Below are 22,992 nucleotides of genomic sequence, written 5' to 3'. Positions count from 1 at the left end.
CGTGGTCAATCCGTCTGAAGTCAGCTGGCTCGACAAGGTGAAGTGGGACGCGAACGGCCTGGTGCCGGCGATCGCGCAGGAAGCGTCGACGAACGACGTGCTGATGTTTGCGTGGATGAACCGCGAAGCACTGTCGAAGACGATCGAAACGGGCCGTGCGGTCTACTTTTCGCGCTCGCGGCAGCGCCTGTGGTTCAAGGGCGAAGAATCCGGCCACGTGCAGCATGTGCGCGAGGTGCGCCTCGACTGCGACGAAGACGTCGTGCTGCTGAAGGTCGAGCAGATATCGGGCATCGCGTGCCATACCGGCCGGCATTCGTGCTTTTTCCAGAAATTCGAAGGCTCGGCCGATTCCGGCAACTGGGTTGCCGTCGATCCCGTGCTGAAAGACCCCGAACACATCTACAAATGACGCAAAATTCGCAATCGACGGGCGACACGCTTCAGCGTCTCGCGGCCGTCATCGACAGCCGCAAGGGTGGCGATCCCGAAGTTTCGTATGTGTCGCGCCTCTTCCATAAGGGCGACGACGCGGTGCTGAAGAAGATCGGCGAGGAAGCCACGGAAGTCGTGCTCGCCGCGAAGGACGTGCGCCTCGGCGCGGAACGCAAGGCGCTCGTCGGCGAAGTGGCCGACTTGTGGTTTCACTGCCTCGTGATGCTGTCGCACTTCGACCTGAATCCCGCCGACGTGCTCGCCGAGCTGGAGCGCCGCGAAGGCCTGTCGGGCATCGAGGAAAAGGCCCTGCGCAAGAGCCGCGAACGCGAGCGGAACGGCGACTGAGCCCGTCCGATCTAAGCAAGGGCAGGCTCGGGTTCAGGATCGGCGAGACACGGCGATACAGCACCGGCACAGCAACAGTATCCAGTCGCACCCTCGAGGAGGACGCACACATGGAACAGTCGCAGGGCGGATATCCGCCACCGTCGTATCAGAGCGCAATCGAAATCGACCGGCAGCGCAGCCTGCGCACGCTGACGCATATCATCTACGCGCTCTACGCCGTCTACTGGCTGACGGGCGGGATCTCGGTGCTGATCGCGATCATCCTCAACTACATCAAGCGGCCGGAGACAATCGGCACACCGTACGAAGCGCACTTCGACTGGCAGATTCGAACGTTCTGGATGGCCCTGCTTGGGCATCTGATCGGCGTCGCGCTCTTTATCGTGCTGATTGGCGTGCCGATTCTGTGGGCTGTCGCGATATGGACGTTGTACCGTATCATCAAAGGCTGGTTGTTCCTGTATGACAACAAGCCGCTGACGAATCCGCGCAGCTGGTTCTGACAATCGCCGAATGCGGCGCGCGCTGCGTTCGGCGTCATCGAGACCATGAGCCACGATCCAAACTGCCTTTTCTGCAAGATCGCCGCGGGCGAGATTCCGTCGACGAAAGTCCACGAAGACGATGAGTTCGTCGCGTTCCGCGACATCCGCCCCGCAGCCGAGACGCATGTGCTCGTGATACCGCGCAGGCACATCGAAACGCTGTCGAATTGCACCGAAGGCGATGCCGCTCTGCTTGGTAAAATGTTGATATTGGTTGCACGTCTCGCCGAACAGTTGGGCGTCGCATACAAGGGCGGCCAGACAGGCTTCCGCACGGTCATCAACACGGGGCCGGGCGGCGGACAAGAGGTCTACCACCTGCACGCCCATTTGCTCGCGGGGCCGCGTCCTTGGCTGCGGATGGGCTGAACGCGGGCGAACATAGGCTGGGTATGCTGCCGCATGTTCGGTGCTAACCCAAACAGCATTAATTCGCCGCCCAGGCATTTTGACTGCGCACAATGGGGAGACCCGAAGCCGAAGACGCTGTTTTATGTAGGGATGTAACGACAGCGACCCGTAGTCATGCTCATAATGAGCGAGGGGCCAGGCTAACGGGCGCCGACGCGATGTGCGTCTGGCCGGCAGGTTTTACACACGGGGCGCGTTCGGAAGGCCGCACTTCGATTTACGCCGCAAGGCACACGATTGCCGTCGCAAGGTACGACGGCGGGGGTTAAGGAGATTTTCCATGGGTTCATTGAGCATTTGGCACTGGCTGATCGTTCTGCTGATCGTCGCACTGGTGTTCGGCACCAAGAAGCTGCGCAATATCGGCAGTGATCTGGGCGGCGCGGTGAAGGGCTTCAAGGAAGGGATGAAGGAAAGCGAATCGCCTGAGGCGCAGCAGCGTGACCAGCTGTCGCGCTCGAACACCGTCGATGTCGACGCAAAGGAAAAGGCGCCGCATTCCGGCGATTCCCGCTAATCCGGCGCAAGCCGCACGCTTGCGCTGACAAGGCGCGCACTGACGGGAAGCCCAATCCATGCTGGACCTCGGTTTGACCAAGATGGCGTTGATCGGCGTTGTCGCGCTGGTCGTGCTCGGGCCGGAGCGGCTGCCGCGCGTCGCGCGCACGGCCGGCGCGCTGTTCGGCCGCGCGCAGCGCTATATCAACGACGTGAAGGCCGAAGTCACGCGTGAAATCGAACTCGACGAATTGCGCCGCATGAAGACGGACTTCGAATCTGCGGCGCAAAACGTCCAGTCGTCGATTCACGAGAATCTGCGCAAGCACGAAGCCGAACTGAACGAGGCGTGGGCACAGGGCACGTCGGTGTCGCCGAGCATTGCAGGCGGCGCGGCGGAGAGCGAGGCGTCCGCCACGGCGGATGCTTCCGCCGCATCGGACGGCACGTCCTGGCGCAGCAACAGCGCGTCCGCGGCGAAACGCAAGAACTGGCGCGTCAAGCAGACAGCCACGCCGAGCTGGTACAAACGCGCCACGTTACGGCGCACGCGTGTCCAATCGGGGGCGGCGCGCGTTGCGCGGCATACGCCTGTCAGTCTGCGCCGGCCGACACGCTTCTTCTGATCTTCCGATGTCTCGTGCATCAATCTCCAACCGAGGGCCGGTGTGAGCGACCCCCAAAACCAGAACGAAGGCGCTGAAGAGACCTTCATCTCGCATCTCGTCGAGCTGCGCGATCGCATCATTCGCGCCGGCATTTCGGTGATCGTCGTGTTCGTCGGGCTGGTGTATTGGGCGCCGGATATCTTCCGGCTGCTTGCCCGTCCGCTAATGAACAATCTGCCGAAGGACGGCAAGATGATCGTCACCGACGTCACCGGCTCGTTTTTCGTGCCGATGAAGGTGACGATGCTCGTCGCCTTCGTGATCGCGTTGCCGTTCGTGCTGTATCAGATCTGGGCATTCGTCGCGCCCGGTCTCTATCAGCATGAAAAGAAGCTGGTCGGGCCGCTCGTCGGCAGCAGCTATACGCTGTTTCTGTGCGGGATGGCGTTTGCGTACTTCGTCGTGTTTCCGACCATCTTTCGCGTGATGGCGCATTACAACGCGCCGCTCGGCGCGGAAATGACCACCGACATCGACAACTACCTGAGCTTCGTGCTGACGATGTTCATTGCCTTCGGCGTCACGTTCGAAGTGCCGATCGTCGTCGTGCTGCTCGTCCGGATGGGCGTGCTGACGGTGAAAAAGCTCAAGGAGATCCGGCCGTATGTGATCGTCGGCGCGTTCGTCGTGTCGGCCGTGGTGACACCGCCGGACGTGTTCTCGCAGCTGATTCTCGCGATTCCGCTGATCGTGCTCTACGAGGCGGGGATCATCGCGGCGCGGCTCTTCGTGAACAAGACGGTGACCACGGAGAACGAAGAGAAGGCGGCGAGCTGACGGCCAGTCATACTGACGAAGGCGCGTCAGGTCGAGCCGCAGTCGACAGAGAAAAGCGCACAGAGTAAGCGGACAAAACCAGCGGACAGCAAAAAGGGCAGTGCTCCATAGGGGACTGCCCTTTTCGTTTGCGCTGCCGCCGGCTTCTCGCTTGCAGGCGCGTCATATCGCCGCGCTTCGTGGCTTCAGTTCAGCAGGCTTTAGCCGCCGTCGTCGCCCTGATCGTCGCCTTCGTCGGACGGCTGCTTCGGCGGCGGCGGGCGCTTGCCGATCATCACCGTCAGATCCATTTCCTTGTTCTTGCGCACCAGATGCACTTTCGCGCCCGTGCCGGGCTTGATCTGCGCGATGACGTTCAGAAGGCGCGTCGTATCGGTGATGTCCTGGCCGTTGACGGATACCAGGATGTCGCCGGGCTTGATGCCCGCCTTGTCGGCGGGGCCGCCTTTCAGCACGCCCGCGACGATCGCGCCCGATTTCTGGTCGAGCCCGAACGATTCGGCGATCTCGGGCGTCACGTCCTGCGGTTCGACGCCGATCCAGCCGCGCGTCACGGTGCCCGTCGTGATGATGCTTTCCAGCACGCTGCGCGCCGTCGACACGGGAATCGCGAAACCGATGCCGAGCGAGCCGCCCGAGCGCGAGTAGATGGCCGTGTTGATGCCGAGCAGGTTGCCGTTCACATCGACGAGCGCGCCGCCCGAGTTGCCGGGATTGATCGGCGCGTCGGTCTGGATGAAGTTTTCGAACGTGTTGATGCCGAGATGATTGCGGCCGAGCGCGCTGACGATGCCCATCGTCACCGTCTGCCCGACGCCGAACGGATTGCCGATCGCGAGCACAACGTCGCCCACGCGCGTCTGGTCCATGCGGCCGAGCGTGATGGTCGGCAGATTGGTCATGTTGACCTTGAGCACGGCGAGATCGGTTTCGGGATCGACGCCGATCACCTTTGCTTCCGTCGTGCGGCCGTCGGCGAGCGCGATTTCGATCTGATCCGCGCCGTCCACGACGTGCTGGTTCGTTAGAATGTAACCTTCCGAACTCACGATAACTCCCGAGCCTAGGTTGGCTGCGGGTTGCTCTTGTTGCTTGCGGTTCCGGTCGCCGAAGAAGTAGCGAAAGAGAGGATCTTTGGCGCGCGGATCGGGCGGAAGCGATCCGTCCTTGCTCGAAAACACGTTGACGACGGCGGGCATCGCTTTTTGCGCCGCGTCGGCATAGGAATTTTGCACAGCGCCGCCGTTGCCGATCCCCGGTGCTACCTCTCGCAGCGCGACGATCGGCTCGGCCAGTTGCTTGCCGAACTGCCCTTGACGTTGCAGCCATTGCGGTTTGAGGGTCGCAATGATGAACATCAGCGCCAGCAGCACGGTCACCGCCTGGGCGAAGAACAGCCAAAAGCGTCTGAGCATCTGAAAAATTAGAGGGATATATGGATCGGATCGAACTCGAATTGTACTTGAACAATCTCCTTGAAACTTCGCGCTTCAAGGACTACTGCCCGAACGGCCTGCAGGTCGAAGGGCGGCGCAAGATCGACAAGATTGCGACGGGTGTGACGGCGTCGCTGGCCTTTCTGGAGGCCGCGCTGGAGTGGGGCGCCGATGCCGTGCTGGTCCATCACGGCTACTTCTGGCGCAACGAGCCGCCGCAGATCACCGGCCGGAAATACCAGCGGCTCAAGGCGCTGATCGCCAACGATTTGAGTCTGTTTGCCTTCCATTTGCCACTCGACGACCACCCCGTCTACGGCAACAACGCGCAACTAGGCGCGAAGCTCGGACTGATCGGTGAATCGCGCTTTGGCGAGAACGACATCGGGTGGATGACCACGCTGCCGATGCCGATCACGCTCGCGCACTTTGCCGCACAAGTTGAGCATACGCTTGCTCGGGCTCCCCTGGTGCTCGGCGATCCCGACCAGGATTTACGGCGCGTTGCATGGTGCACGGGCGCCGCGCAAGGCTATTTCGACGCGGCGATCGAAGCAGGCGCGGACGTCTATCTGACGGGCGAAATTTCCGAGCCGATCACGCATATGTCGGTGGAAAGCGGCGTCGCGTTTCTCGCCGCCGGGCACCACGCCACCGAGCGCTACGGCGTGCAGGCGCTCGGCGCGCATCTGTCCGAACAGTTCGAGATCGAACACCTCTTTATCGATATTCATAATCCAGTCTGAATAACGATCCGATTACGCAACAAAAAGGCTTCAAAAACGGAGGAAATGCTTAAAAAAGGCTGCAAAAATGTTTGCGATCCGTGCGGGGAAACCCTGATTTATCAATGACTTCGCACGGTTTTTGGCAATCGGCCCTTGTAAATGCTGACTCCATTCGAGCAAACTAGCGGCGGTAGACCCGACGTGAAGGAAAAATCCAACTCAGAAGTGGGGCGTGTGATGCGAGACAAGGAAGATGAACGCGTCGACGGCAGCCGCCGTAGCTGGCTGATTGCGACGACCGTAGCAGGTGGCATCGGAGGAGTCGCCACTGTCGTACCCTTTGTTAGTTCGTTTGCACCATCCGAAAAGGCCAAGGCGGCAGGCGCGCCGGTCGAAGTCGATATCTCCAACCTGAAGCCCGGCGACATGCTGACTGTCGCATGGCGCGGCAAGCCCGTCTGGATCATCAACCGGACCGACAAGATGCTGGCCGACGTCCAGAAGGCCGACAAAGAAGTCGCCGACCCCGAAACCAAGAACCCTTTTTCGCTGCCCGAGCCGGATTACTGCAAGAACGAGTTCCGCTCGCGCACTGATCACAAGAATCTTTTCGTTGCCGTCGCGGTGTGCACCCACCTTGGCTGCACGCCGACTCCCCGCTTCCAGGAAGGCGCGCAGCCGAACCTGCCCGACGACTGGCCTGGCGGCTTCCTCTGCCCGTGCCACGGCTCGACCTATGACATGGCCGGCCGCGTCTTCAAGAACAAACCTGCGCCGCAAAACCTCGATATCCCGCCTTACATGATCACGGGCACCACGCTCGTGATCGGCAAGGACGAGAAAGGAGAAGCGTAATGGCGACAACCGAAAAAGAGTTGGAAACGACGGGGCTGACCGGCTGGATCGATCGCCGTTTTCCGATGACGGCGACGTGGAAAGCGCACGTCTCCGAGTACTACGCGCCGAAGAACTTCAACTTCTGGTACTTCTTCGGCTCGCTCGCGCTGCTGGTGCTGGTGAATCAGATCGTCACCGGCATCTTCCTGACGATGAACTACAAGCCCGACTCGATGACGGCGTTCGCATCGGTCGAGTACATCATGCGCGAGGTGCCGTGGGGCTGGTTGATCCGCTACATGCACTCGACCGGCGCATCGATGTTCTTCGTCGTCGTGTATCTGCATATGTTCCGCGGGCTGCTGTACGGTTCGTACCGCAAGCCGCGCGAGCTTGTGTGGATCTTCGGCTGCGCGATCTTCCTTAGCCTGATGGCGGAAGCGTTCTTCGGCTATCTGCTGCCGTGGGGCCAGATGTCCTTCTGGGGCGCGCAGGTGATCGTGAACCTGTTCTCGGCGATTCCGTTCATCGGCCCCGATCTTTCGCTGTGGATTCGCGGCGACTACGTCGTGTCGGACGTCACGCTGAACCGCTTCTTCGCGTTTCACGTAATCGCGATTCCGCTGGTGCTGCTGCTGCTCGTGTTCGTGCACATCGTCGCGCTGCACGAAGTGGGGTCGAACAATCCTGACGGCATCGAGATCAAGGCGAAGAAGGATTCGAAGGGCATTCCTCTCGACGGCATTCCGTTCCATCCGTACTACTCGGTGCACGACTTCATGGGCGTGTGCATCTTCCTGATGGTGTTCGCGGCGATCATCTTCTTCGCACCGGAGATGGGCGGGTACTTCCTCGAAGCGAACAATTTCATCCCGGCGAATCCGCTGCAGACGCCGCCCGAAATCGCTCCCGTCTGGTACTTCACCGCGTTCTACGCGATGCTGCGTGCCACAACGGACCCGTTCAAGATCGTGCTGATGATCGTGATCGGCCTGTTGGGCCTGTTCGCGCTGGTGCGGGCGCGCGGCAAGTGGAAGCTCGGTCTGCCCGTGCTCGCAGTCCTCGTGATTCTGGCGATGGCGTTCACCGAGTCGAAGTTCTGGGGCGTGGTGGTGATGGGCAGCGCGGTGGTGTCGCTGTTCTTCCTGCCGTGGCTCGACCGGTCGCCCGTGAAGTCGATCCGTTACCGGCCGTTCTTCCACAAGGCGTTTTACGCGATCTTCGTGCTGGCCTTCCTGACGCTGGCGTTCCTCGGAACGAAGCCGCCGTCGCCGGCCGCGACGCTGATCGCGCAGATTTGCGCACTGATCTACTTCGCGTTCTTCCTTGGCATGCCGTTCTGGACGCCGCTTGGCAAGTTCAAGCAGCCACCGGAACGAGTGCGGTTCAAACCCCACTAACCGCGAGCCAGGAGAAAACGAAGATGAAAAAACTGCTTTCGACGCTCGCGCTGCTCGGCGCAACGGCGCTGGCGCTGTCCACGGCACCCGTTCGCGCGGACGAAATCCCGCTCGACCGCGCGCCCGACAACACCGAAAATATCGCCTCGTTGCAGCACGGCGCTCAATTGTTTGTAAACTACTGCCTGAATTGCCACAGCGCGAGCCTGATGCGTTACAGCCGATTGCAAGATATCGGCATTTCGCAGAAGGAAATTGAAAAAAACCTGTTGTTCACGACAGATAAAGTCGGCAATACGATGACGGTCGCAATGCGCCCCGACGACGCGAAAGCGTGGTTCGGCGCGACGCCGCCGGATCTGTCCGTGGAAGCGCGCGCAAAGAACCGCGACTGGCTGTACACGTATTTGCGCGGTTTCTACCGCGATGACACACGACCGACAGGCTGGAACAATATCGTGTACGAAAACGTGAGCATGCCTCACGTGCTGTGGCAGCTTCAGGGGCAACGAACGGCGAAGTTCGAAGACGAAGTCGACGAAGAGACGAAGGAAAAGGTCAAGAAATTCGTGGGCTTCCAGCAGGTCACGCCGGGGACGATGTCGCCGGTGGATTATGATTCTGCTGTGGCCGACCTCGTGTCGTACCTTTCATGGATGTCCGAACCGACGCAGAAAACCCGTCGTCAGCTTGGCGTGTGGGTGCTGCTGTTCCTCGGCGTTCTGAGCTTTTTCGCCTGGCGACTGAACGCCGCGTACTGGAAAGATATCAAATAGTCACACCGTGACGGGTGTGGGGCCGGCGCAAGGGAAGACCTGCAGGACGGTTTTCCCGCTCGCTGGCCCTTTAAGTTTTTTGAGGAAACGCAAACATGATGGTTCTGTATTCCGGCACTACTTGCCCGTTCTCCCAGCGCTGCCGGCTGGTGTTGTTCGAAAAGGGCATGGACTTCGAAATCCGCGACGTCGACCTGTTCAACAAACCGGAAGACATCGCCGTGATGAATCCGTATGGTCAGGTGCCGATTCTCGTCGAACGGGACCTGATCCTTTATGAATCGAACATCATCAACGAGTATATCGACGAGCGCTTCCCGCATCCGCAACTGATGCCCGCGGACCCCGTCCAGCGTGCCCGCGCGCGCCTGTTCTTGCTGAACTTCGAGAAGGAGCTGTTCGTCCACGTCGGCACGCTCGAAAACGAGAAGGGCAAGGCCGCCGAGAAGAATCACGAGAAGGCGCGCCTCGCGATTCGCGACCGCCTGACGCAACTCGCGCCGATCTTCCTGAAGAACAAGTACATGCTCGGTGAAGAGTTCTCGATGCTCGACGTCGCGATCGCTCCGCTGTTGTGGCGCCTGGATCACTACGGCATCGAACTGTCGAAGAACGCCGCACCGCTGATGAAGTACGCCGAGCGTATTTTCAGCCGTCCGGCCTATATCGAAGCGCTGACGCCGTCGGAAAAGGTGATGCGCCGCTGAGTTTGAGATTGGCTTCGGGCGGGGCGCGTGCGCTTCGGTTCACGCGTCTGCCCGGCACGAGGACAGTTGATGCAAGAGATTTCCACGAAGCCGTACCTGCTGCGCGCGCTGTACGAATGGTGTACCGATAACGGCTATACGCCGCATATCGCGGTGCGTGTCGATAACCAGACGCGCGTGCCGCGTCAGTTCGTGCGCGACAACGAGATCGTGTTGAACATCAGCTTCGAGGCGACGAGCCAGCTGCAGATGGGCAACGAGTGGATCGAGTTCCACGCGCGTTTTTCGGGCAAGTCGCACAAGATCGAGGTGCCTGTCGCGAACGTGCTCGCCATCTACGCGCGCGAGAACGGGCAAGGCATGGCGTTCCCGGTCGAGTCGGCAGGCGGCGAGGCGACAGATTCCGAGGACGACGAAACCGGGATCGCCGACGAGCCGGAAGCGACCGCGGCGGCGGAGAAAGTCAGCGAAACCGATGAAGAACCGCGTCCCGATGACGACGGAACGAAAGGCGGCGGAAGAGGCCACCTCAAAGTCGTGAAATGAAGTAGAATCGCGGTCTTATGCCGGCTTAGCTCATCTGGTAGAGCAGTTGATTTGTAATCATCAGGTGGCGGGTTCGAGTCCTGCAGCCGGCACCACGCATTGAGAATCGGGCCACGCGGTATCGCGTGGCCCGATTTGTTTTTGGGTGCGTGATCGTTCCTGGTCGAAGCATCGACGGCGAAAGCACGCGGCTTCGCCGGAACGTTCAATACAATACGGGCATCGAAACGAGAGCCCGTGGCGCATGCGTGCTTGCACCGCCTCCCGCGCCACAAACACATGACCGATTTCCCCACCTTGACCTGGCCCGAAGCCGACGGCCCGCATTCCGCGCGTTGGCGTTCCGAAGCCGCCGTCCCGCCCGCCAAACGCGTCGTGATCGCCGACGATCGCACTACGGCCGACGCTGCCTATCGCCTTGCCTGCGAGGGCACCGCGCTGCTGTGGCGCGGCGATTTCCAGAACGCGCGCCAACTGCTGCAGGCGATGACTCGCCGGCTCGAACGCAAGCCGCGCAAGCAGGCCGCCAGTCCGCTCGATGCGTTCAACCTTCACCGGCAAGCCCAGTCGCAGCGCGCACGCACGCTCGGCATGCTGCTGGTTCCGCTCGAAGGCGACTACACGATTCCGCTGCGCCGCGCGCCCGATGTTCGACAGGCGTGCGAAGAAGTCTACGGACCGCCGACGCAGGAGTCGTCAATCGTTTCGTTACGCGAACTGCTTGGCCTGATCGGCGCACATGAATGGCGCAAGAAGGGCGTCGAGATTCCCGCGCTTCAGGAGCGCATCCACCCGCACTACGGCGTGTTCTCGCCAGTGCGCGGCGAGTATGTGGATCTCGTTGCGCGGACGCCGTTGCCGTCGCTCGAAAAGGCGTTCGATATCGGCGTCGGCACGGGCGTGCTGTCGGCCGTTCTTGCGAAGCGCGGCGTCAAGCGTATCGTCGCGACCGACCAGGACCCGCGCGCGCTGGCGTGCGCGAAAGAAAACCTGACGCGCCTCGGTTATGACAGGCAGGTCGAGATCGTCGCAGCCGATCTGTTCCCGGAAGGCCGTTCGCCGCTCGTCGTCTGCAATCCGCCGTGGGTGCCGGCGCGTCCCGCATCGCCGATCGAAAACGCGGTGTACGACTATGAGAATCGGATGCTGCTCGGTTTTTTGAATGGTCTCGCCGATCATCTCGAGCCGGACGGTGAAGGCTGGCTGATTCTGTCCGATTTCGCGGAGCATCTCGGCATGCGCACGCGCGACTGGCTGTTGGTCGCAATCGACAACGCGCGTCTCACCGTCGCTGGGCGCGAGGACATCAAGCCGCGTCATCCGAAGGCGACGGACACGACGGACCCGTTGCACACGGCGCGCGTCGCCGAAGTCACGTCGCTGTGGCGGCTCAAGGCCAAATGAAGCGTTGATCGCGTGACGGGCGCAAACGGGCTACGGCTCAACGCTTCGACGCTTGGACATAATCCAGCGCGCCGCGCCCCGCGACGACGCCGCTGGCGAAGCAGGCCGTCAACAAATAGCCGCCCGTCGGCGCCTCCCAGTCGAGCATCTCGCCCGCGCAGAACACGCCGGGCAACTGCCTGAGCATCAGCGCGCGATCGAGCGCTTCGAACGGAACGCCGCCCGCGCTGCTGATCGCTTCGTCGATAGGGCGCGCGCGTGCAAGCCGCAGCGGCAGCGATTTGATCGCGTGGGCGAGCGTTGCCGCATCGGCGAAGTCTTCCTTCGACAGGCATTCGTGCAGCAAGCCGAGCTTCACGCCCGCAATGCCGATCCGGCTGTGCAGATGACTCGACATCGAGCGCGAGCCGCGCGGCCGCGTCACTTCATCGAACACGCGCTGTGCCGTCAGGCCGGGCGCGAGATCGAGCCGTATCGTTGCTTCGCCTTCGGCGAGCAGGCGGTCGCGAATCGTCGAGGAAAGCGCATACACAAGACTCCCTTCGATTCCCGTCGACGTTACGACGAACTCACCTTGTCGATGCTGGACAAAGCCGTCCATGCCTTCGATGCTGATCGACACCGGCTTTACGGGCTGGCCTGCGTAGCGATCGCGGAAGAAGTCGGTCCAGTCAGCGTCGAAGCCGCAGTTCGTGGGCAATAGCGGCGCGACGGGGACATCGCGCTCCTGCATCAGCGCGACCCACGCGGCATCGGAGCCGAGGCGCGCCCAGCTGCCGCCGCCCAGTGCAAGGACCACGGCGTCCGCAGTGACGTCCTGCTCGCCTGCGGGTGTCGAGAAGCGGAGGCCATGCGCGTCATCGGATGAAGGCGACCAGCCGATCCACTTGTGCCGCATATGAAAGCGCACGCCCGATTCCCGCAATCGATGCAGCCACGCGCGCAGCATCGGCGCGGCTTTCATGTCGGTCGGAAACACGCGCCCCGAACTGCCGACAAACGTCTCGACGTCCAACTCGTCGAGCCACGCGCGCAGTGCATGCGGTCCGAACACGTCGAGCAGCGGCGCGATATCCGCGCGGCGCTCGCCGTAACGATCGAGAAACGGCTCAATCGGCTCGGAGTGCGTGATGTTCATGCCGCCTTTGCCCGCCATCAGAAACTTGCGGCCGACGGACGGCATTGCGTCGTACACGTCGGCGCGTAGGCCCCCGCGCGCCAGTGCTTCGGCGGCCATCAGCCCCGCTGGGCCGCCGCCGATAACGGCAACGCGGACGTGATCCTGGACGTGATCGGGCGAGTTCGACATCGGCTTGAGGCAGCGAAGGAGTGAGTGGAGACGCGGGGCAAAGCGTGCGGCGCAAAAGCCGGTATTGTCCCACTGGCCTGGAAGCCCGGCAAACCCGCGGCGAACATGCTGCGGGGCTCGCAGCGGGCTCGCGCGGCGGCACACGCGACCTATACTTTTCTCACATCCCTTCCGTTCCGGCGCACTCCGCGCCGTCCTGTCGCGCACGACTCACGCATTTCGCCGCTGCCCGCAGCTTCGCCGACCGATATGGCGAGGCCGTGCCAGCGCACGCGCCGTGCGCGACGCTTTTGGTCTGAGGAGACTGTCATGGGTCGCAAATACATCGATTGCCGCGAATTCCCGAGCGACATCAACTGCACAGTCGCGCTATCTGCCGATTCGGAAAGCGAACTGCTCGAAGCCGCCGTCGGACATGCAGTCCAGGCGCACAAGCACAGCGATACGCCAGAACTGCGCGAGCAATTGAAGTCGATGTTCCACGATGGCACGCCGCCGGTCGGCGGGCCTGCCGCCGCATAGCGTGTCCGTGAGCTTAGGCGCGGCGATCAGATCACCGCGCCGACCTGGCGAGGAGCACGTGCCGCCACAAGCAGGTCGAAGCAAGCGGTTGCGCGACGTGCCGCGCAGCCGGTGACGGACTCAGCCCGGATAGGCTTCGTCGACCTTGAGTCCCGCGAGTTTGAAGATCACGCGCAGCGTCTGAGGCTTGATGTCGCGACGCGACGCGAGTGTCGTCATCACGAAGTCCAGCACTTTCGCGTATTTGAGCAGCGTCAGGCACGTCTCCAGATCGACGCTGCCGTCGCGCATGGCTTCCGCGAGATGCAACATCTCGACTGAGATGTCGCGCGCCATTTCGAGTTCCAGCTGCTGCTTTTCCGTCCACTCGGGCGTGGCCAGCAGTTTCGCCATGAGCTCCTGAAACTTGCGCTCGGCGTTTCCGTTGGGTGTCGTATCCATTTGCCGCCTCATCAGATCTGAGCGCGCTTCGTTGCAGTCCCGGCGCGCTTCAGGTTATGTAACGTTCGAACCATGTTGCCGTTCGACCTCCCCCACGCGTACCGGCGGTCTCGATGCCGCAGCGGCCGGTCGCCTGGCTTGTCTCTTGTCATGCGTCCCGCGGCCGTCAGGCGCACCGTACGGCTTGCCTCTGGCCCGCGACAGACGACTCCTGCATCGCGACACGCTTGCCCCGCAGGTCCAGAGTCAGCCGCTTTGTTGCACGAACTGTTCCTGGCTGGGCGCGGTATCGCCGTCGACGCGGAAGAACCGGGACCGTCCGCCGCGCTTTGGGTAAACTGACAGACACTTTTCCCTTTTTCCGTCACCTGACGCACGTTCGCAATGCAATCGGTGGCGGGTTCATTCGATGTCCAGCAAAACTTACGAAGTCCGTCCTAACCAGTCGATCGAACTGCTGAAAGAACTCCATATCCTGACGCGCGACGGCAAGATGAACCAGGACAGCCGCCGCAAGCTCAAGCAGGTCTATCACCTGTTCCAGTTCATCGAGCCACTGCTCCAGGACGTGAAGGAGACGAGAGGCGAACTGACCCTCGTCGATCATGGCGCAGGCAAGTCCTACCTTGGCTTTATTCTGTACGACCTTTTCGTCAAGGAACTGCGGGATAACTCACACATTTTCGGCATTGAGACGCGCGAGGAGCTGGTTACGAGGTCCGAAGAGCTTGCTGCGCGCCTCGGCTTCAAGGGTATGTCGTTTCTGAATCTTTCCGTAGCGGAGTCAATCGTTTCAGACAAACTGCCGGCGAACGTCGACATTGTCACGGCCTTGCACGCATGCAACACCGCGACCGACGACGCTATCCGCTTCGCGCTGGAAAAGCACGCTAAGTACATCGTCGTCGTGCCGTGTTGCCAGGCGGAAGTGGCGGGCGTGCTGCGCAAGAACAAGGGCAAATCGCTCGGCAACGCGCTGACGGAGATCTGGCGGCATCCGCTGCACACGCGCGAGTTTGGCAGCCAGATCACCAATGTGCTGCGCTGCCTGCAACTGGAAGCGCACGGCTATCAGGTCAACGTGACGGAACTGGTCGGCTGGGAGCACTCGATGAAGAACGAGCTCATCATCGCGACCTATAAGGACTTGCCGCGCCGTCGTCCGGCGGAACGGCTCAATGAGGTGATGGAAACGCTCGGCATCGGCGAGTTGCGCGAGCGCTTCTATGTCGAGGCCTGAGGTGCGGTGAACGTTACCCCGTCAGTCTTTGGCGGGCTCGCTCATCCACTTGCGCCAGCCGTCCGGGCCGAGGCGGCGCATGGTTTCCTCGTTGCGTTCGTAGATGTCGGCGGCGTCCGGAAAGGCGTCGACCGCACGCTCGATGCTCGCTTCCCGCAGCAGATGCAGGATCGGCCAGGGCGAACGGTTCGTGTAGTTCTCGATATCGTCGGGGCCGCTGCCGTTGAACTGATAAAGCGGGTGAAAGCTCGCGATCTGCAGCGTGCCTTCCAGCCGCAACTGCTTCAGCATCCGGTCCGCGAAGAACAGACAGTCGTTGTACTCGAGAAAATCGGCGAGCGCGCGCGGGATGATCAGCAGCGTCGTGTCGATATCGGCGGGGTCGGATTCCGCCAGCGTGCGTAGTTCCGTTTCCAGATCGGCGAGCACGCCTTCCATGTCGGTTGCCTCGCTGATCGCGTAGCGGATCTGGTTCTTCACGTGCACCGCTTTCGCGAACGGACAAAGATTCAGCCCGATGACGGCCCGTGTCAGCCAGTGACGGGTGGCTTCGAGAATGGCGTCGTGGCTGGGGTCGTGCGATTCGGAAGGCGTCGAGGGCATGATGTAAGGCGTGCGGCAAAAGCGGAATCCAAACCGCTATTTTACGGGCGCCTCTCTGCATGCCTGTGCGACAAGCTGCACAGCGACGAGCGGCGCGACCTTGATCGGCCCGCAGCCCGGCCCATACGTCTGGCTCGATGCATAAACGCCCTCGATCAGCAGCGCAAGGGCATTCGCGAGTTCGTCCGGATCGCGCGCGCCCGCAGCGGCGCAAAGCTCGTTCAACCGCTGCATCAGCTTCGTCTTGTTGTTCAGCACGCACAGCCTCGCCGGATGCGAGGGTTCCGGAAATTCCGCCGACACGTTGACGAACGGGCAGCCGCGATAGTCGTCTTTCGATGCGCGCCCCGACAGATCCTCGAAATACTGCGCGATCTGCTTCTTCGGCTCGCCGGGATGCTTTGCGATGCTCTCGTCGAAGCGTTTGAAGAACTGCCGGTCCGACTCTTCCAGATACGCGACCACCAGATCGTCCTTTGACGAGAACTGGCGATACAGGCTCATCTTGTTGACGCCTGCGCGCTCGACGACGGCATCGACGCCCACCGCCCGCACGCCTTCCCGGTAGAACAGGTCGGCGGCGGCGCGTAGCAGATGCCGCTGCGCTTCGGAGCCGGCCGTCTGTGTGCGGCGGCTCGGCGCGGATTTGGTGGTGACGGAATTGGCCATGGTCTTGTGATCCACGAGTAAGACGCCTTGACATGTTACCGATTGGTAACTAAGATCGCAAGTCTGATTGTGACAGACCGGTCACAAATCCTTTACGCAGTTGGTAAAAATCCGTGCTGTGAAGCATAGAGTACGGCGAACCCATTGGAGAACCGATGAACTGGGCAGCAAGAATGATAAGTGGGCGTTTCCACTACGGCTGGCTGGCCGTGGCGGTGGTCTTTCTGGTGTTGCTCGCGGCGGCCGGCACGCGCGCGACGCCGAGCGTGATGATGGTGCCGCTCGAACATGATTTCGGCTGGAGCCGCGCGACGATCTCGCTGGCGATTTCAGTGAATATCGCGCTGTATGGGCTGATGGGCCCGTTCGCGGCGGCGGCGATGCAGCGCTTCGGCGTGCGCCCGACCATCCTGACGGCGCTCGGCACGATGGCGGCGGGCGTCGGCTTATCGTCGCTGATGACGCATCCGTGGCAGATGATCCTCGTGTGGGGCGTGATGGTCGGCGGCGCGACGGGCGTGGCGGCGCTGACGCTGTCGGCAACCGTCGTCAACCGCTGGTTCACGACGCATCGCGGTCTCGTGATGGGCATTCTCACTGCCAGTTCGGCGACGGGCCAGCTCGTGTTCCTGCCGCTGCTCGCGGCGATCGCGCAGCATCACGGCTGGCGGCCCGTCGTGTGGACGGTCGCGGCGGCCGCGGCCGTCGTGCTGCCGCTCGTCGCATTCCTGCTGCCGGAGCGTCCCGCCGACATGGCGCTGCGTCCGTACGGCGCACCCGCCGACGCGCCCATCCGGTCCGACATGAGCAAGCAAAATCCGCTTGCGATCGCGTTCGGCACGCTGGCCTCGGCAAGCAAGACGCGCGACTTCTGGCTGCTGTTCTTCAGCTTCTTCATCTGCGGCGCGAGCACGAACGGTTATGTCGGCACGCACCTGATCGCGATGTGCGGCGACTACGGGATGACGGAAGTGCAGGGCGCATCGCTGCTCGCGGCAATGGGGATCTTCGATCTGTTCGGCACGACGCTGTCGGGCTGGCTGTCGGACCGCTTCAACGCCCGCGTGCTCCTGTTCTGGTACTACGGGCTGCGCGGCCTGTCGCTGATCTATCTGCCGCACGCGTTCGGCATCGACTTCTTCGGACTGCCGCTTTTTGCCGTGTTCTACGGCCTCGACTGGATCGCGACCGTTCCGCCGACCGTGCGACTTGCCACCGATGTCTACGGCAAGGAGTCGGCGCCTGTCGTGTTCGGCTGGGTCGTCGCGGGGCACCAGCTCGGCGCGGCGTTCGCGGCGCTTGGCGCGGGCATGCTGCGCGCGAGCCTCGGCACGTATACGGTTGCGTCGATGATCTCGGGCGGCTTGTGCCTCGTCGCGTCGATCATCGTGCTGCGGATCAATCGCGGTGAACGCCGTGTGGTGAGTCAGGCCGCTGTCTGACGCTTTCGTCGCGGCGTCGGTTTGCATCCCTTTAGAGACCACGTTTCGAAGCAGAAGCAAGCGTTTCGAATCCCCCTCACAGCGCGTCGCAGCCGAAGAGCCGCGGCGCGCTTTTCCTATGCGCTCTCGCGATTTGTATCTGCACGACGCGCGAAGCGGGATCGGGACGCCTCGGTTATCCTAGTGGGCCCTCGGGCTACGGCCCGCCATTCATGAATTTCGACCGAGAGATGCGCATGACCAACAAACCCGCACCCACCGACGTTCCCATTCATGAACTGATCGCCGGCCGCTGGAGCCCGCGCGCGTATTCGAGCGAGCCGGTCAGCCGCGAGCAACTGCGCGCGGTGCTCGAAGCGGCGCGCTGGGCGCCTTCGTCGTACAACATGCAGCCGTGGCGCTTCGTCGTGTTCGATCGCTCGACAGACGAAGTGGCGTTCAAGAAAGCATTCAACACGCTCGTGCCGTTCAATCAGGCTTGGAACGCGAATGCGCCGGTGCTGATCTGCGTGACAACGCACACGCTGACGTCGAAGGGCGACGTGAACCGCTGCGCGCCGTACGACGCAGGTGCGGCGGCGATGTCGCTGGTCTTGCAGGCGCACGCGCTCGGACTCGCCGCGCATCAGATGAGCGGCTTCGACGTGAACGCATTCCGCAAGGCGTTTTCGGTGCCCGACGACGTCGAAGTGATCGCGATGATTTCGCTTGCGCATTACGGCGATATCGACAAGCTCGACCCTGTGCTGCGTGAGCGTGAGAAATCGGCGCGCGTGCGTCTGCCGCTCGGCGACGTCGCCTATGCGGGCGCGTGGAACAAGGCGTTCTGAGCGATCCGCGAGCCGAGTGAGTTTGCACGATGACAGGGCGCGGCCCGAGGGCCGCGTTTTTCATGGGCGTGCGACTACTCGCTGTCGACGGCGGACAGCGGCGTCGCGACGGTTTCGAGCGACCGCCGTTCGGCATCGACGCCCCAGATCGCGGCGATCAGCGCGGCGGCGAGCATCAGCGCCGAGCCGACCAGATAGCCGGAAAAGACTTCGCTGCGCTGATGCGTGTCGATCAGCCGGCCGAAGAAGGCCGGTCCCGCGATGCCGCCAAGCGCCGTTCCGAACGCGTAGAACACCGCAATTGCGAGCGCGCGGATTTCGAGCGGGAACGATTCGCTGACGGTCAGATACGCGGAACTCGCGGCCGCCGAAGCGAAAAAGAAAATCACCATCCACGAGATCGTCTGCGTCGTCACGGAGAGCATTTCCTTTTCAAACATATAGCCGCTGACGGTCAGCAGGATTCCCGACAGCGCGTACGTCGCGGCGATCATCTTGCGTCGGCCGATCACGTCGAACAGCCTGCCGATCAGCAGCGGCCCCGTGAAATTGCCGAACGCGAACGGCAGGATGTACCAGCCGATGTGCTCGCCCGGCACGTGATAGAAGTCGGTCAGCACGAGCGCGTAGGTGAAGAAAATCGCGTTGTAGAAGAACGCCTGCGCGGTCATCAGCGACAGACCTACCAGCGCGCGACGTCGGTGCAGCATGAACAGCGTGTGGAAAACCTCGCGCAGCGTCGTGCGCTCGCGAGCCCGCAGACGCAGGCGGTTCAGGCCGTCGTCGGCGAACGTGTGATTGGCCGCGCGAAAACGTGTTTCGATGCTTTCGACAATCGAGCGCGCCTCTTTTTCTTCGCCGTGCGTCAGCAGCCAGCGCGGGCTTTCGGGTATCCAGGCGCGCATCGGCAGAATCGCCAGCGCGAGCGCCGCGCCGATGAAAAAGCACGCGCGCCAGCCCCAGTCGCCGGGCAGCAGATGCGGATCGAGCAGAATCAGCGAGCCGAACGCGCCCAGAGCCGCGCCGATCCAGAACGTGCCGTTGATCGCGAGGTCGGTGTGGCCGCGCACGCGGGCGGGCGTGAACTCCTGGATCGTCGAGTTGATCGCCGTGTATTCGCCGCCGATACCCGCGCCCGTCAGAAAGCGAAAGACGAGAAAACTTGCGAGATTCCACGAAAAGGCCGTCGCCGCCGTGGCCGCCAGATACAACGCGAGCGTGATGAAAAACAGCTTGCGCCGCCCGAGCCTGTCGGTCAGCCAGCCGAAGCCGAGCGCGCCCAGCACCGCGCCGGCGATATACGCGCTGCCCGCGAGGCCGACCTCCGCGTTCGAGAAGCGCAGCACCGCGCTCGACTTCAGCGCGCTCGCCACCGAGCCCGCGAGCGTCACCTCCAGCCCGTCGAGCAGCCACGTCACGCCGAGCGCGACGACGATCAGCGTGTGAAAGCGCCCCCAGGGCAAGCGGTCGAGCCGCGATGGCAGATCGGTCTCGACGATGGTCGTCGAGTCGCTGCGAATCGTGGCGGCGGAGGATTCGTCCATCGAGTCTCCTGAATGTTCGAATGTGATCCGTCGAGTGATCGGAAGGTTCTGCAAGCTGGGCAATCTGACGGGGTATCCTGTCGGATTCATCCGTGCGCGGCGCGACCCTTCAACGGAGCAAATTGCGTTCCTCGGCGCCGGCCAGGTGACCGGTGCGCTATGGGGCGCTGTCGGGGTTGCTGTCGGTTGATGGTGTCACCGCTTTCATGTTACAAAGCCCGTCCTCTTTCTGTGCGCGCCAGCGCGAGCGGCGTTTCCTGCCATGACTTATTGCGCGATTGACTTCGGCACGTCTAACTCGGCAGTCGCCGTCCCGGTCGGCGGCCCGTCGGCTGAACAAGCTGTGTTGAAGCTGGCGCCCGTCGAAGGCGCGTACACGACGCTGCCGACCGCCGTCTTCTTCAACACCGACGAAAACACACGCGAGTACGGCCGCGCTGCGCTCGACGCGTATATCGACGGTTTCGACGGCCGCCTGATGCGCTCGATGAAGAGCATTCTCGGCTCGCCGCTCGCCGAAAACACGACCGATCTCGGCGATGGCAGCGCGATCAAGTACACCGACGTCATCGCGATCTTCGTCACGCATCTGAAGCGGTGCGCGGAGCTGGCGGCGGGCACGCCGATCAGCCGCGCGGTACTCGGGCGCCCGGTGTTTTTCGTCGACGACGATCCGCAAGCCGACCTGCTCGCGCAGCAGCAACTGGAAGCGGCGGCGCGTTCGGTCGGCTTGCAAGAGATTCACTTCCAGTACGAGCCGATCGCGGCCGCGTTCGACTACGAAGCACATCTGACACAAGAGGGGCTCGTGCTGGTCGCGGATATCGGCGGGGGCACGTCGGACTTCTCGCTGGTGCGTGTCGGCCCGGAGCGGATGAAGCGTCTGGAGCGCAAGGACGACGTGCTGGCGCACCACGGCGTACACGTCGCCGGAACGGATTTCGACCGGCGCGTCGAGTTAGTCACGATCCTGCGCGAGCTCGGCTATCAGTCGCTCGATCCCGAAGGCCGTGAAGTGCCGAACCGCGTTTATTTCGACCTTGCGACGTGGCATCTGATCAACACGATTTACACGCCGAAGCGTGTATCGGAACTGGGGTTGATGCGGCATCTTTACTCGGACACGCGTCATCACGACCGGCTGATGCGCGTCGTCGAGCAGCGCTTTGGCCATGCGCTTGCTGCGCACGCGGAGGAAGCGAAGATCGGCGTCGCGGCGGGCGGCGAGACGTTGATCGATCTGGAGATCGTCGAGGAGGACTTGCGCCTTGCTTTCGACGAAGCGCAACTGATCGCGGCTGGCAAGGACGAGACGCAGCGCATCGTGCAGGCTGCGCGCGAAACGGTGCAACGGGCAGGCGTCGCGCCGCGCGACGTCGATGCGCTGTACTTCACGGGCGGATCGACGGGGCTCGCGTTTCTGTCGGGCGCGCTGGCGGCGGCGTTTCCCGATGCGCGTCCTGTTTTCGGCGACCGGCTCGCTAGCGTCGCAACAGGTTTGGGCATTCACGCGCGAAGTCTATTCCGGTAAAGATCTCATATCGCGCGCCGATAATCGCATCGGGCAATAAACAAAAAACCCCGCCGAGGCGGGGTTTTTTGCGTTCCAGAAGGAGGCGAAGCTTAGGCCGGCTTGATGTTAGCGGCTTGCTTGCCCTTCGGGCCCGTCTTGACGTCGTAGGTAACCTTTTGGTTTTCCTGCAGCGTCTTGAAGCCTTCGACGCGGATTTCCGAGAAATGCGCGAACAGGTCTTCACCGCCGGCGTCCGGCGTGATGAAGCCAAAGCCCTTTGCGTCGTTGAACCACTTGACGGTACCGGTTTCCATATTACTTTTTCCTAAAAATGGTGAACAAGGCCGAAGCCAAAAAAAAGGCCGTAGCCCGAGGGTGCATGAAAATCAAGGAAGGGTAATGGGACCAACCGGAGTACCGTTGATGGGCGAACTACGAAAGACCAATTCACTCGCCGCTTGAAATCCTGCCCGTTCTTTATACGGGCATTTCGAGAGAAGGTCAACCGCAATCTTTAAATCCCCATATAGGACGGGGATATCAGCGCTACACCGCTTGTCTTACATAGCTTGCTATGTTCTTGATTTTTTTATAGGGCGGATACGCTTTTTGACTGCAATCGGGCGGTGCAACCGTTAAACTACGCCCCGCGCGCGACCGGTTGCACCTGGCATAACCCGCAGCCCGGACTCGCGCCCGCCCTCCGTATGCCCTAGTCTTTTGGATGACCTCCAGCCGTCTCTCGTGGCACGCGGTAGCGGCGTGCTTTCAGATAGTAACCATCTTGCATGGGACGGGAGCAAGCGCTAAAGCCCAACCCCGTCGACACAGGAGAAGACGTGAAAAGTTCTATTCAACGGCACATTGGCCCATTCGCGCTGATGCTGACGGGGCTCGGCTCGATCATCGGATCGGGCTGGCTGTTCGGCGCCTGGAAGGCGGCCAAGATTGCAGGTCCGGCCGCGATCTGCGCGTGGGTGATCGGCGCGGTGGTGATTCTCGCGATCGCGCTGACGTATGCCGAGTTAGGGTCGATGTTCCCCGAGTCGGGCGGCATGGTGCGCTACGCGCGCTATTCGCATGGCGCGCTGGTGGGCTTCATCAGCGCATGGGCCAACTGGATCGCGATCGTGTCGGTGATTCCGATCGAGGCCGAGGCCTCCATCCAGTACATGAGCACGTGGCCGTACGAGTGGGCGCACAACCTGTTCGTCAACAGCGAACTGACGGCACCGGGGTTGCTGCTCTCGGCGGTGCTGGTGGTCATCTACTTCCTGCTGAACTACTGGGGCGTGAAGGTTTTTGCGCGCGCCAACACGGCGATCACGATCTTCAAGTTCATCATTCCGGGCCTGACGAT

At 62.1% G+C, this 22,992-nt stretch carries 27 protein-coding genes and 1 tRNA gene; 21 read left to right on the top strand and 7 right to left on the bottom strand.

What is annotated here, in order from left to right:
* The first annotated feature begins 1 nt into the window (after position 1).
* The 7 genes from hisI to tatC all read left to right on the top strand — a co-directional run bounded on the left by hisI (position 2) and on the right by tatC (position 3,685).
* Complete coding sequence (hisI, locus tag BN2476_RS22425) at positions 2-412, top strand: phosphoribosyl-AMP cyclohydrolase (protein WP_087736364.1); 411 nt, start codon at positions 2-4, stop codon at positions 410-412.
* The gene (locus BN2476_RS22420; protein ID WP_087736363.1) at positions 409-783 is read left to right on the top strand and encodes a phosphoribosyl-ATP diphosphatase; all 375 of its coding nucleotides are present in this window, start codon (positions 409-411) and stop codon (positions 781-783) included. Before hisI ends, BN2476_RS22420 begins: the two co-directional genes overlap by 4 nt.
* A 110-nt stretch (positions 784-893) precedes the next feature.
* Complete coding sequence (locus BN2476_RS22415) at positions 894-1,289, top strand: DUF4870 family protein (RefSeq protein ID WP_087736362.1); 396 nt, start codon at positions 894-896, stop codon at positions 1,287-1,289.
* A gap of 45 nt (positions 1,290-1,334) precedes the next feature.
* A complete protein-coding gene (locus BN2476_RS22410; protein ID WP_087736361.1) occupies positions 1,335-1,700 on the top strand; it encodes a histidine triad nucleotide-binding protein in 366 nt (121 codons plus the stop codon).
* Between the two features lie 322 nt (positions 1,701-2,022).
* A complete protein-coding gene (tatA, locus tag BN2476_RS22405) occupies positions 2,023-2,259 on the top strand; it encodes a Sec-independent protein translocase subunit TatA (RefSeq protein ID WP_087736360.1) in 237 nt (78 codons plus the stop codon).
* Positions 2,260-2,317: 58 nt separating this feature from the next.
* Positions 2,318-2,866 (top strand): Sec-independent protein translocase protein TatB, encoded by a 549-nt coding sequence (tatB, locus tag BN2476_RS22400; RefSeq protein WP_087736359.1) that lies wholly within the window; start codon positions 2,318-2,320, stop codon positions 2,864-2,866.
* 42 nt (positions 2,867-2,908) lie between these two features.
* On the top strand, positions 2,909-3,685 hold the full coding sequence (gene tatC / locus BN2476_RS22395) for a twin-arginine translocase subunit TatC (protein WP_087736358.1): 777 nt from the start codon (positions 2,909-2,911) through the stop codon (positions 3,683-3,685).
* Positions 3,686-3,885: 200 nt separating this feature from the next.
* Here tatC and BN2476_RS22390 read toward each other — a convergent pair whose 3' ends face one another.
* Entirely contained in the window at positions 3,886-5,100 is a 1,215-nt protein-coding gene (locus tag BN2476_RS22390; RefSeq protein ID WP_087736357.1) for a Do family serine endopeptidase, read from the bottom strand.
* Between the two features lie 20 nt (positions 5,101-5,120).
* Between BN2476_RS22390 and BN2476_RS22385 the strand changes: the two genes are divergently transcribed.
* From BN2476_RS22385 to BN2476_RS22350, 8 genes are all read left to right on the top strand, one after another.
* The gene (locus tag BN2476_RS22385) at positions 5,121-5,867 is read left to right on the top strand and encodes a Nif3-like dinuclear metal center hexameric protein (protein WP_087736356.1); all 747 of its coding nucleotides are present in this window, start codon (positions 5,121-5,123) and stop codon (positions 5,865-5,867) included.
* Positions 5,868-6,086: 219 nt separating this feature from the next.
* Positions 6,087-6,704: a ubiquinol-cytochrome c reductase iron-sulfur subunit gene (gene petA / locus BN2476_RS22380; protein WP_087736405.1), complete on the top strand. Its 618-nt coding sequence runs from the start codon at positions 6,087-6,089 to the stop codon at positions 6,702-6,704.
* Complete coding sequence (locus tag BN2476_RS22375; RefSeq protein WP_087736355.1) at positions 6,704-8,086, top strand: cytochrome b; 1,383 nt, start codon at positions 6,704-6,706, stop codon at positions 8,084-8,086. Before petA ends, BN2476_RS22375 begins: the two co-directional genes overlap by 1 nt.
* A gap of 23 nt (positions 8,087-8,109) precedes the next feature.
* Entirely contained in the window at positions 8,110-8,862 is a 753-nt protein-coding gene (locus tag BN2476_RS22370) for a cytochrome c1 (protein ID WP_087736354.1), read from the top strand.
* 95 nt (positions 8,863-8,957) lie between these two features.
* Positions 8,958-9,569 carry a glutathione S-transferase N-terminal domain-containing protein gene (locus BN2476_RS22365; protein WP_006052302.1) on the top strand — a complete coding sequence of 204 codons (612 nt, stop codon included), beginning with the start codon at positions 8,958-8,960 and terminating at the stop codon, positions 9,567-9,569.
* 69 nt (positions 9,570-9,638) lie between these two features.
* Positions 9,639-10,115 carry a ClpXP protease specificity-enhancing factor gene (locus BN2476_RS22360; RefSeq protein ID WP_087736353.1) on the top strand — a complete coding sequence of 159 codons (477 nt, stop codon included), beginning with the start codon at positions 9,639-9,641 and terminating at the stop codon, positions 10,113-10,115.
* A 19-nt stretch (positions 10,116-10,134) separates the two neighbouring features.
* Positions 10,135-10,210, top strand: a tRNA-Thr gene (locus tag BN2476_RS22355).
* Positions 10,211-10,394: 184 nt separating this feature from the next.
* Positions 10,395-11,519, top strand: a complete 1,125-nt coding sequence (locus tag BN2476_RS22350) for a methyltransferase (RefSeq protein WP_087736404.1) — start codon at positions 10,395-10,397, stop codon at positions 11,517-11,519.
* A gap of 37 nt (positions 11,520-11,556) precedes the next feature.
* On the opposite strand, the gene BN2476_RS22345 is transcribed toward BN2476_RS22350, so the two are convergent.
* The gene (locus BN2476_RS22345) at positions 11,557-12,828 is read right to left on the bottom strand and encodes a TIGR03862 family flavoprotein (RefSeq protein ID WP_087736352.1); all 1,272 of its coding nucleotides are present in this window, start codon (positions 12,826-12,828) and stop codon (positions 11,557-11,559) included.
* A 309-nt stretch (positions 12,829-13,137) separates the two neighbouring features.
* On the opposite strand from BN2476_RS22345, the gene BN2476_RS22340 reads away from it, so the two are divergent.
* Positions 13,138-13,350 (top strand): DUF1059 domain-containing protein, encoded by a 213-nt coding sequence (locus BN2476_RS22340; protein ID WP_087736403.1) that lies wholly within the window; start codon positions 13,138-13,140, stop codon positions 13,348-13,350.
* Positions 13,351-13,470: 120 nt separating this feature from the next.
* Here BN2476_RS22340 and BN2476_RS22335 read toward each other — a convergent pair whose 3' ends face one another.
* Positions 13,471-13,791, bottom strand: coding sequence for a type II toxin-antitoxin system HicA family toxin (locus BN2476_RS22335; RefSeq protein WP_087736351.1), 321 nt, complete (start codon positions 13,789-13,791; stop codon positions 13,471-13,473).
* A 409-nt stretch (positions 13,792-14,200) separates the two neighbouring features.
* On the opposite strand from BN2476_RS22335, the gene BN2476_RS22330 reads away from it, so the two are divergent.
* Positions 14,201-15,031: a class I SAM-dependent methyltransferase gene (locus tag BN2476_RS22330; RefSeq protein ID WP_087736350.1), complete on the top strand. Its 831-nt coding sequence runs from the start codon at positions 14,201-14,203 to the stop codon at positions 15,029-15,031.
* Between the two features lie 21 nt (positions 15,032-15,052).
* Here the strand turns inward: BN2476_RS22330 and BN2476_RS22325 are convergent, their stop codons facing one another.
* Together BN2476_RS22325 and BN2476_RS22320 are read right to left on the bottom strand one after the other, a co-directional pair.
* Positions 15,053-15,634: a DUF1415 domain-containing protein gene (locus BN2476_RS22325; RefSeq protein ID WP_087736349.1), complete on the bottom strand. Its 582-nt coding sequence runs from the start codon at positions 15,632-15,634 to the stop codon at positions 15,053-15,055.
* 36 nt (positions 15,635-15,670) lie between these two features.
* Complete coding sequence (locus BN2476_RS22320; RefSeq protein WP_087736348.1) at positions 15,671-16,303, bottom strand: TetR/AcrR family transcriptional regulator; 633 nt, start codon at positions 16,301-16,303, stop codon at positions 15,671-15,673.
* A 155-nt stretch (positions 16,304-16,458) separates the two neighbouring features.
* Here BN2476_RS22320 and BN2476_RS22315 point away from each other — a divergent pair, with 155 nt between their 5' ends.
* A complete protein-coding gene (locus BN2476_RS22315) occupies positions 16,459-17,745 on the top strand; it encodes an MFS transporter (RefSeq protein WP_087736347.1) in 1,287 nt (428 codons plus the stop codon).
* Positions 17,746-17,981: 236 nt separating this feature from the next.
* Complete coding sequence (locus tag BN2476_RS22310; protein ID WP_087736402.1) at positions 17,982-18,575, top strand: nitroreductase family protein; 594 nt, start codon at positions 17,982-17,984, stop codon at positions 18,573-18,575.
* Between the two features lie 74 nt (positions 18,576-18,649).
* Here the strand turns inward: BN2476_RS22310 and BN2476_RS22305 are convergent, their stop codons facing one another.
* The gene (locus tag BN2476_RS22305; protein WP_087736346.1) at positions 18,650-20,119 is read right to left on the bottom strand and encodes an MFS transporter; all 1,470 of its coding nucleotides are present in this window, start codon (positions 20,117-20,119) and stop codon (positions 18,650-18,652) included.
* A 262-nt stretch (positions 20,120-20,381) separates the two neighbouring features.
* Between BN2476_RS22305 and BN2476_RS22300 the strand changes: the two genes are divergently transcribed.
* A complete protein-coding gene (locus tag BN2476_RS22300) occupies positions 20,382-21,650 on the top strand; it encodes an Hsp70 family protein (RefSeq protein ID WP_087736345.1) in 1,269 nt (422 codons plus the stop codon).
* A 92-nt stretch (positions 21,651-21,742) separates the two neighbouring features.
* Here the strand turns inward: BN2476_RS22300 and BN2476_RS22295 are convergent, their stop codons facing one another.
* Positions 21,743-21,946 (bottom strand): cold-shock protein, encoded by a 204-nt coding sequence (locus BN2476_RS22295; RefSeq protein WP_012402098.1) that lies wholly within the window; start codon positions 21,944-21,946, stop codon positions 21,743-21,745.
* 525 nt (positions 21,947-22,471) lie between these two features.
* On the opposite strand from BN2476_RS22295, the gene BN2476_RS22290 reads away from it, so the two are divergent.
* Positions 22,472-22,992, top strand: a 521-nt coding sequence (locus tag BN2476_RS22290) for an APC family permease (RefSeq protein ID WP_143811022.1), incomplete at its 3' end; no start/stop codon positions are given.

This window comes from Paraburkholderia piptadeniae (assembly GCF_900007165.1).
In the GTDB taxonomy this organism is placed as follows: domain Bacteria; phylum Pseudomonadota; class Gammaproteobacteria; order Burkholderiales; family Burkholderiaceae; genus Paraburkholderia; species Paraburkholderia piptadeniae.
This window is presented reverse-complemented; position numbering and strand designations above follow the sequence as displayed.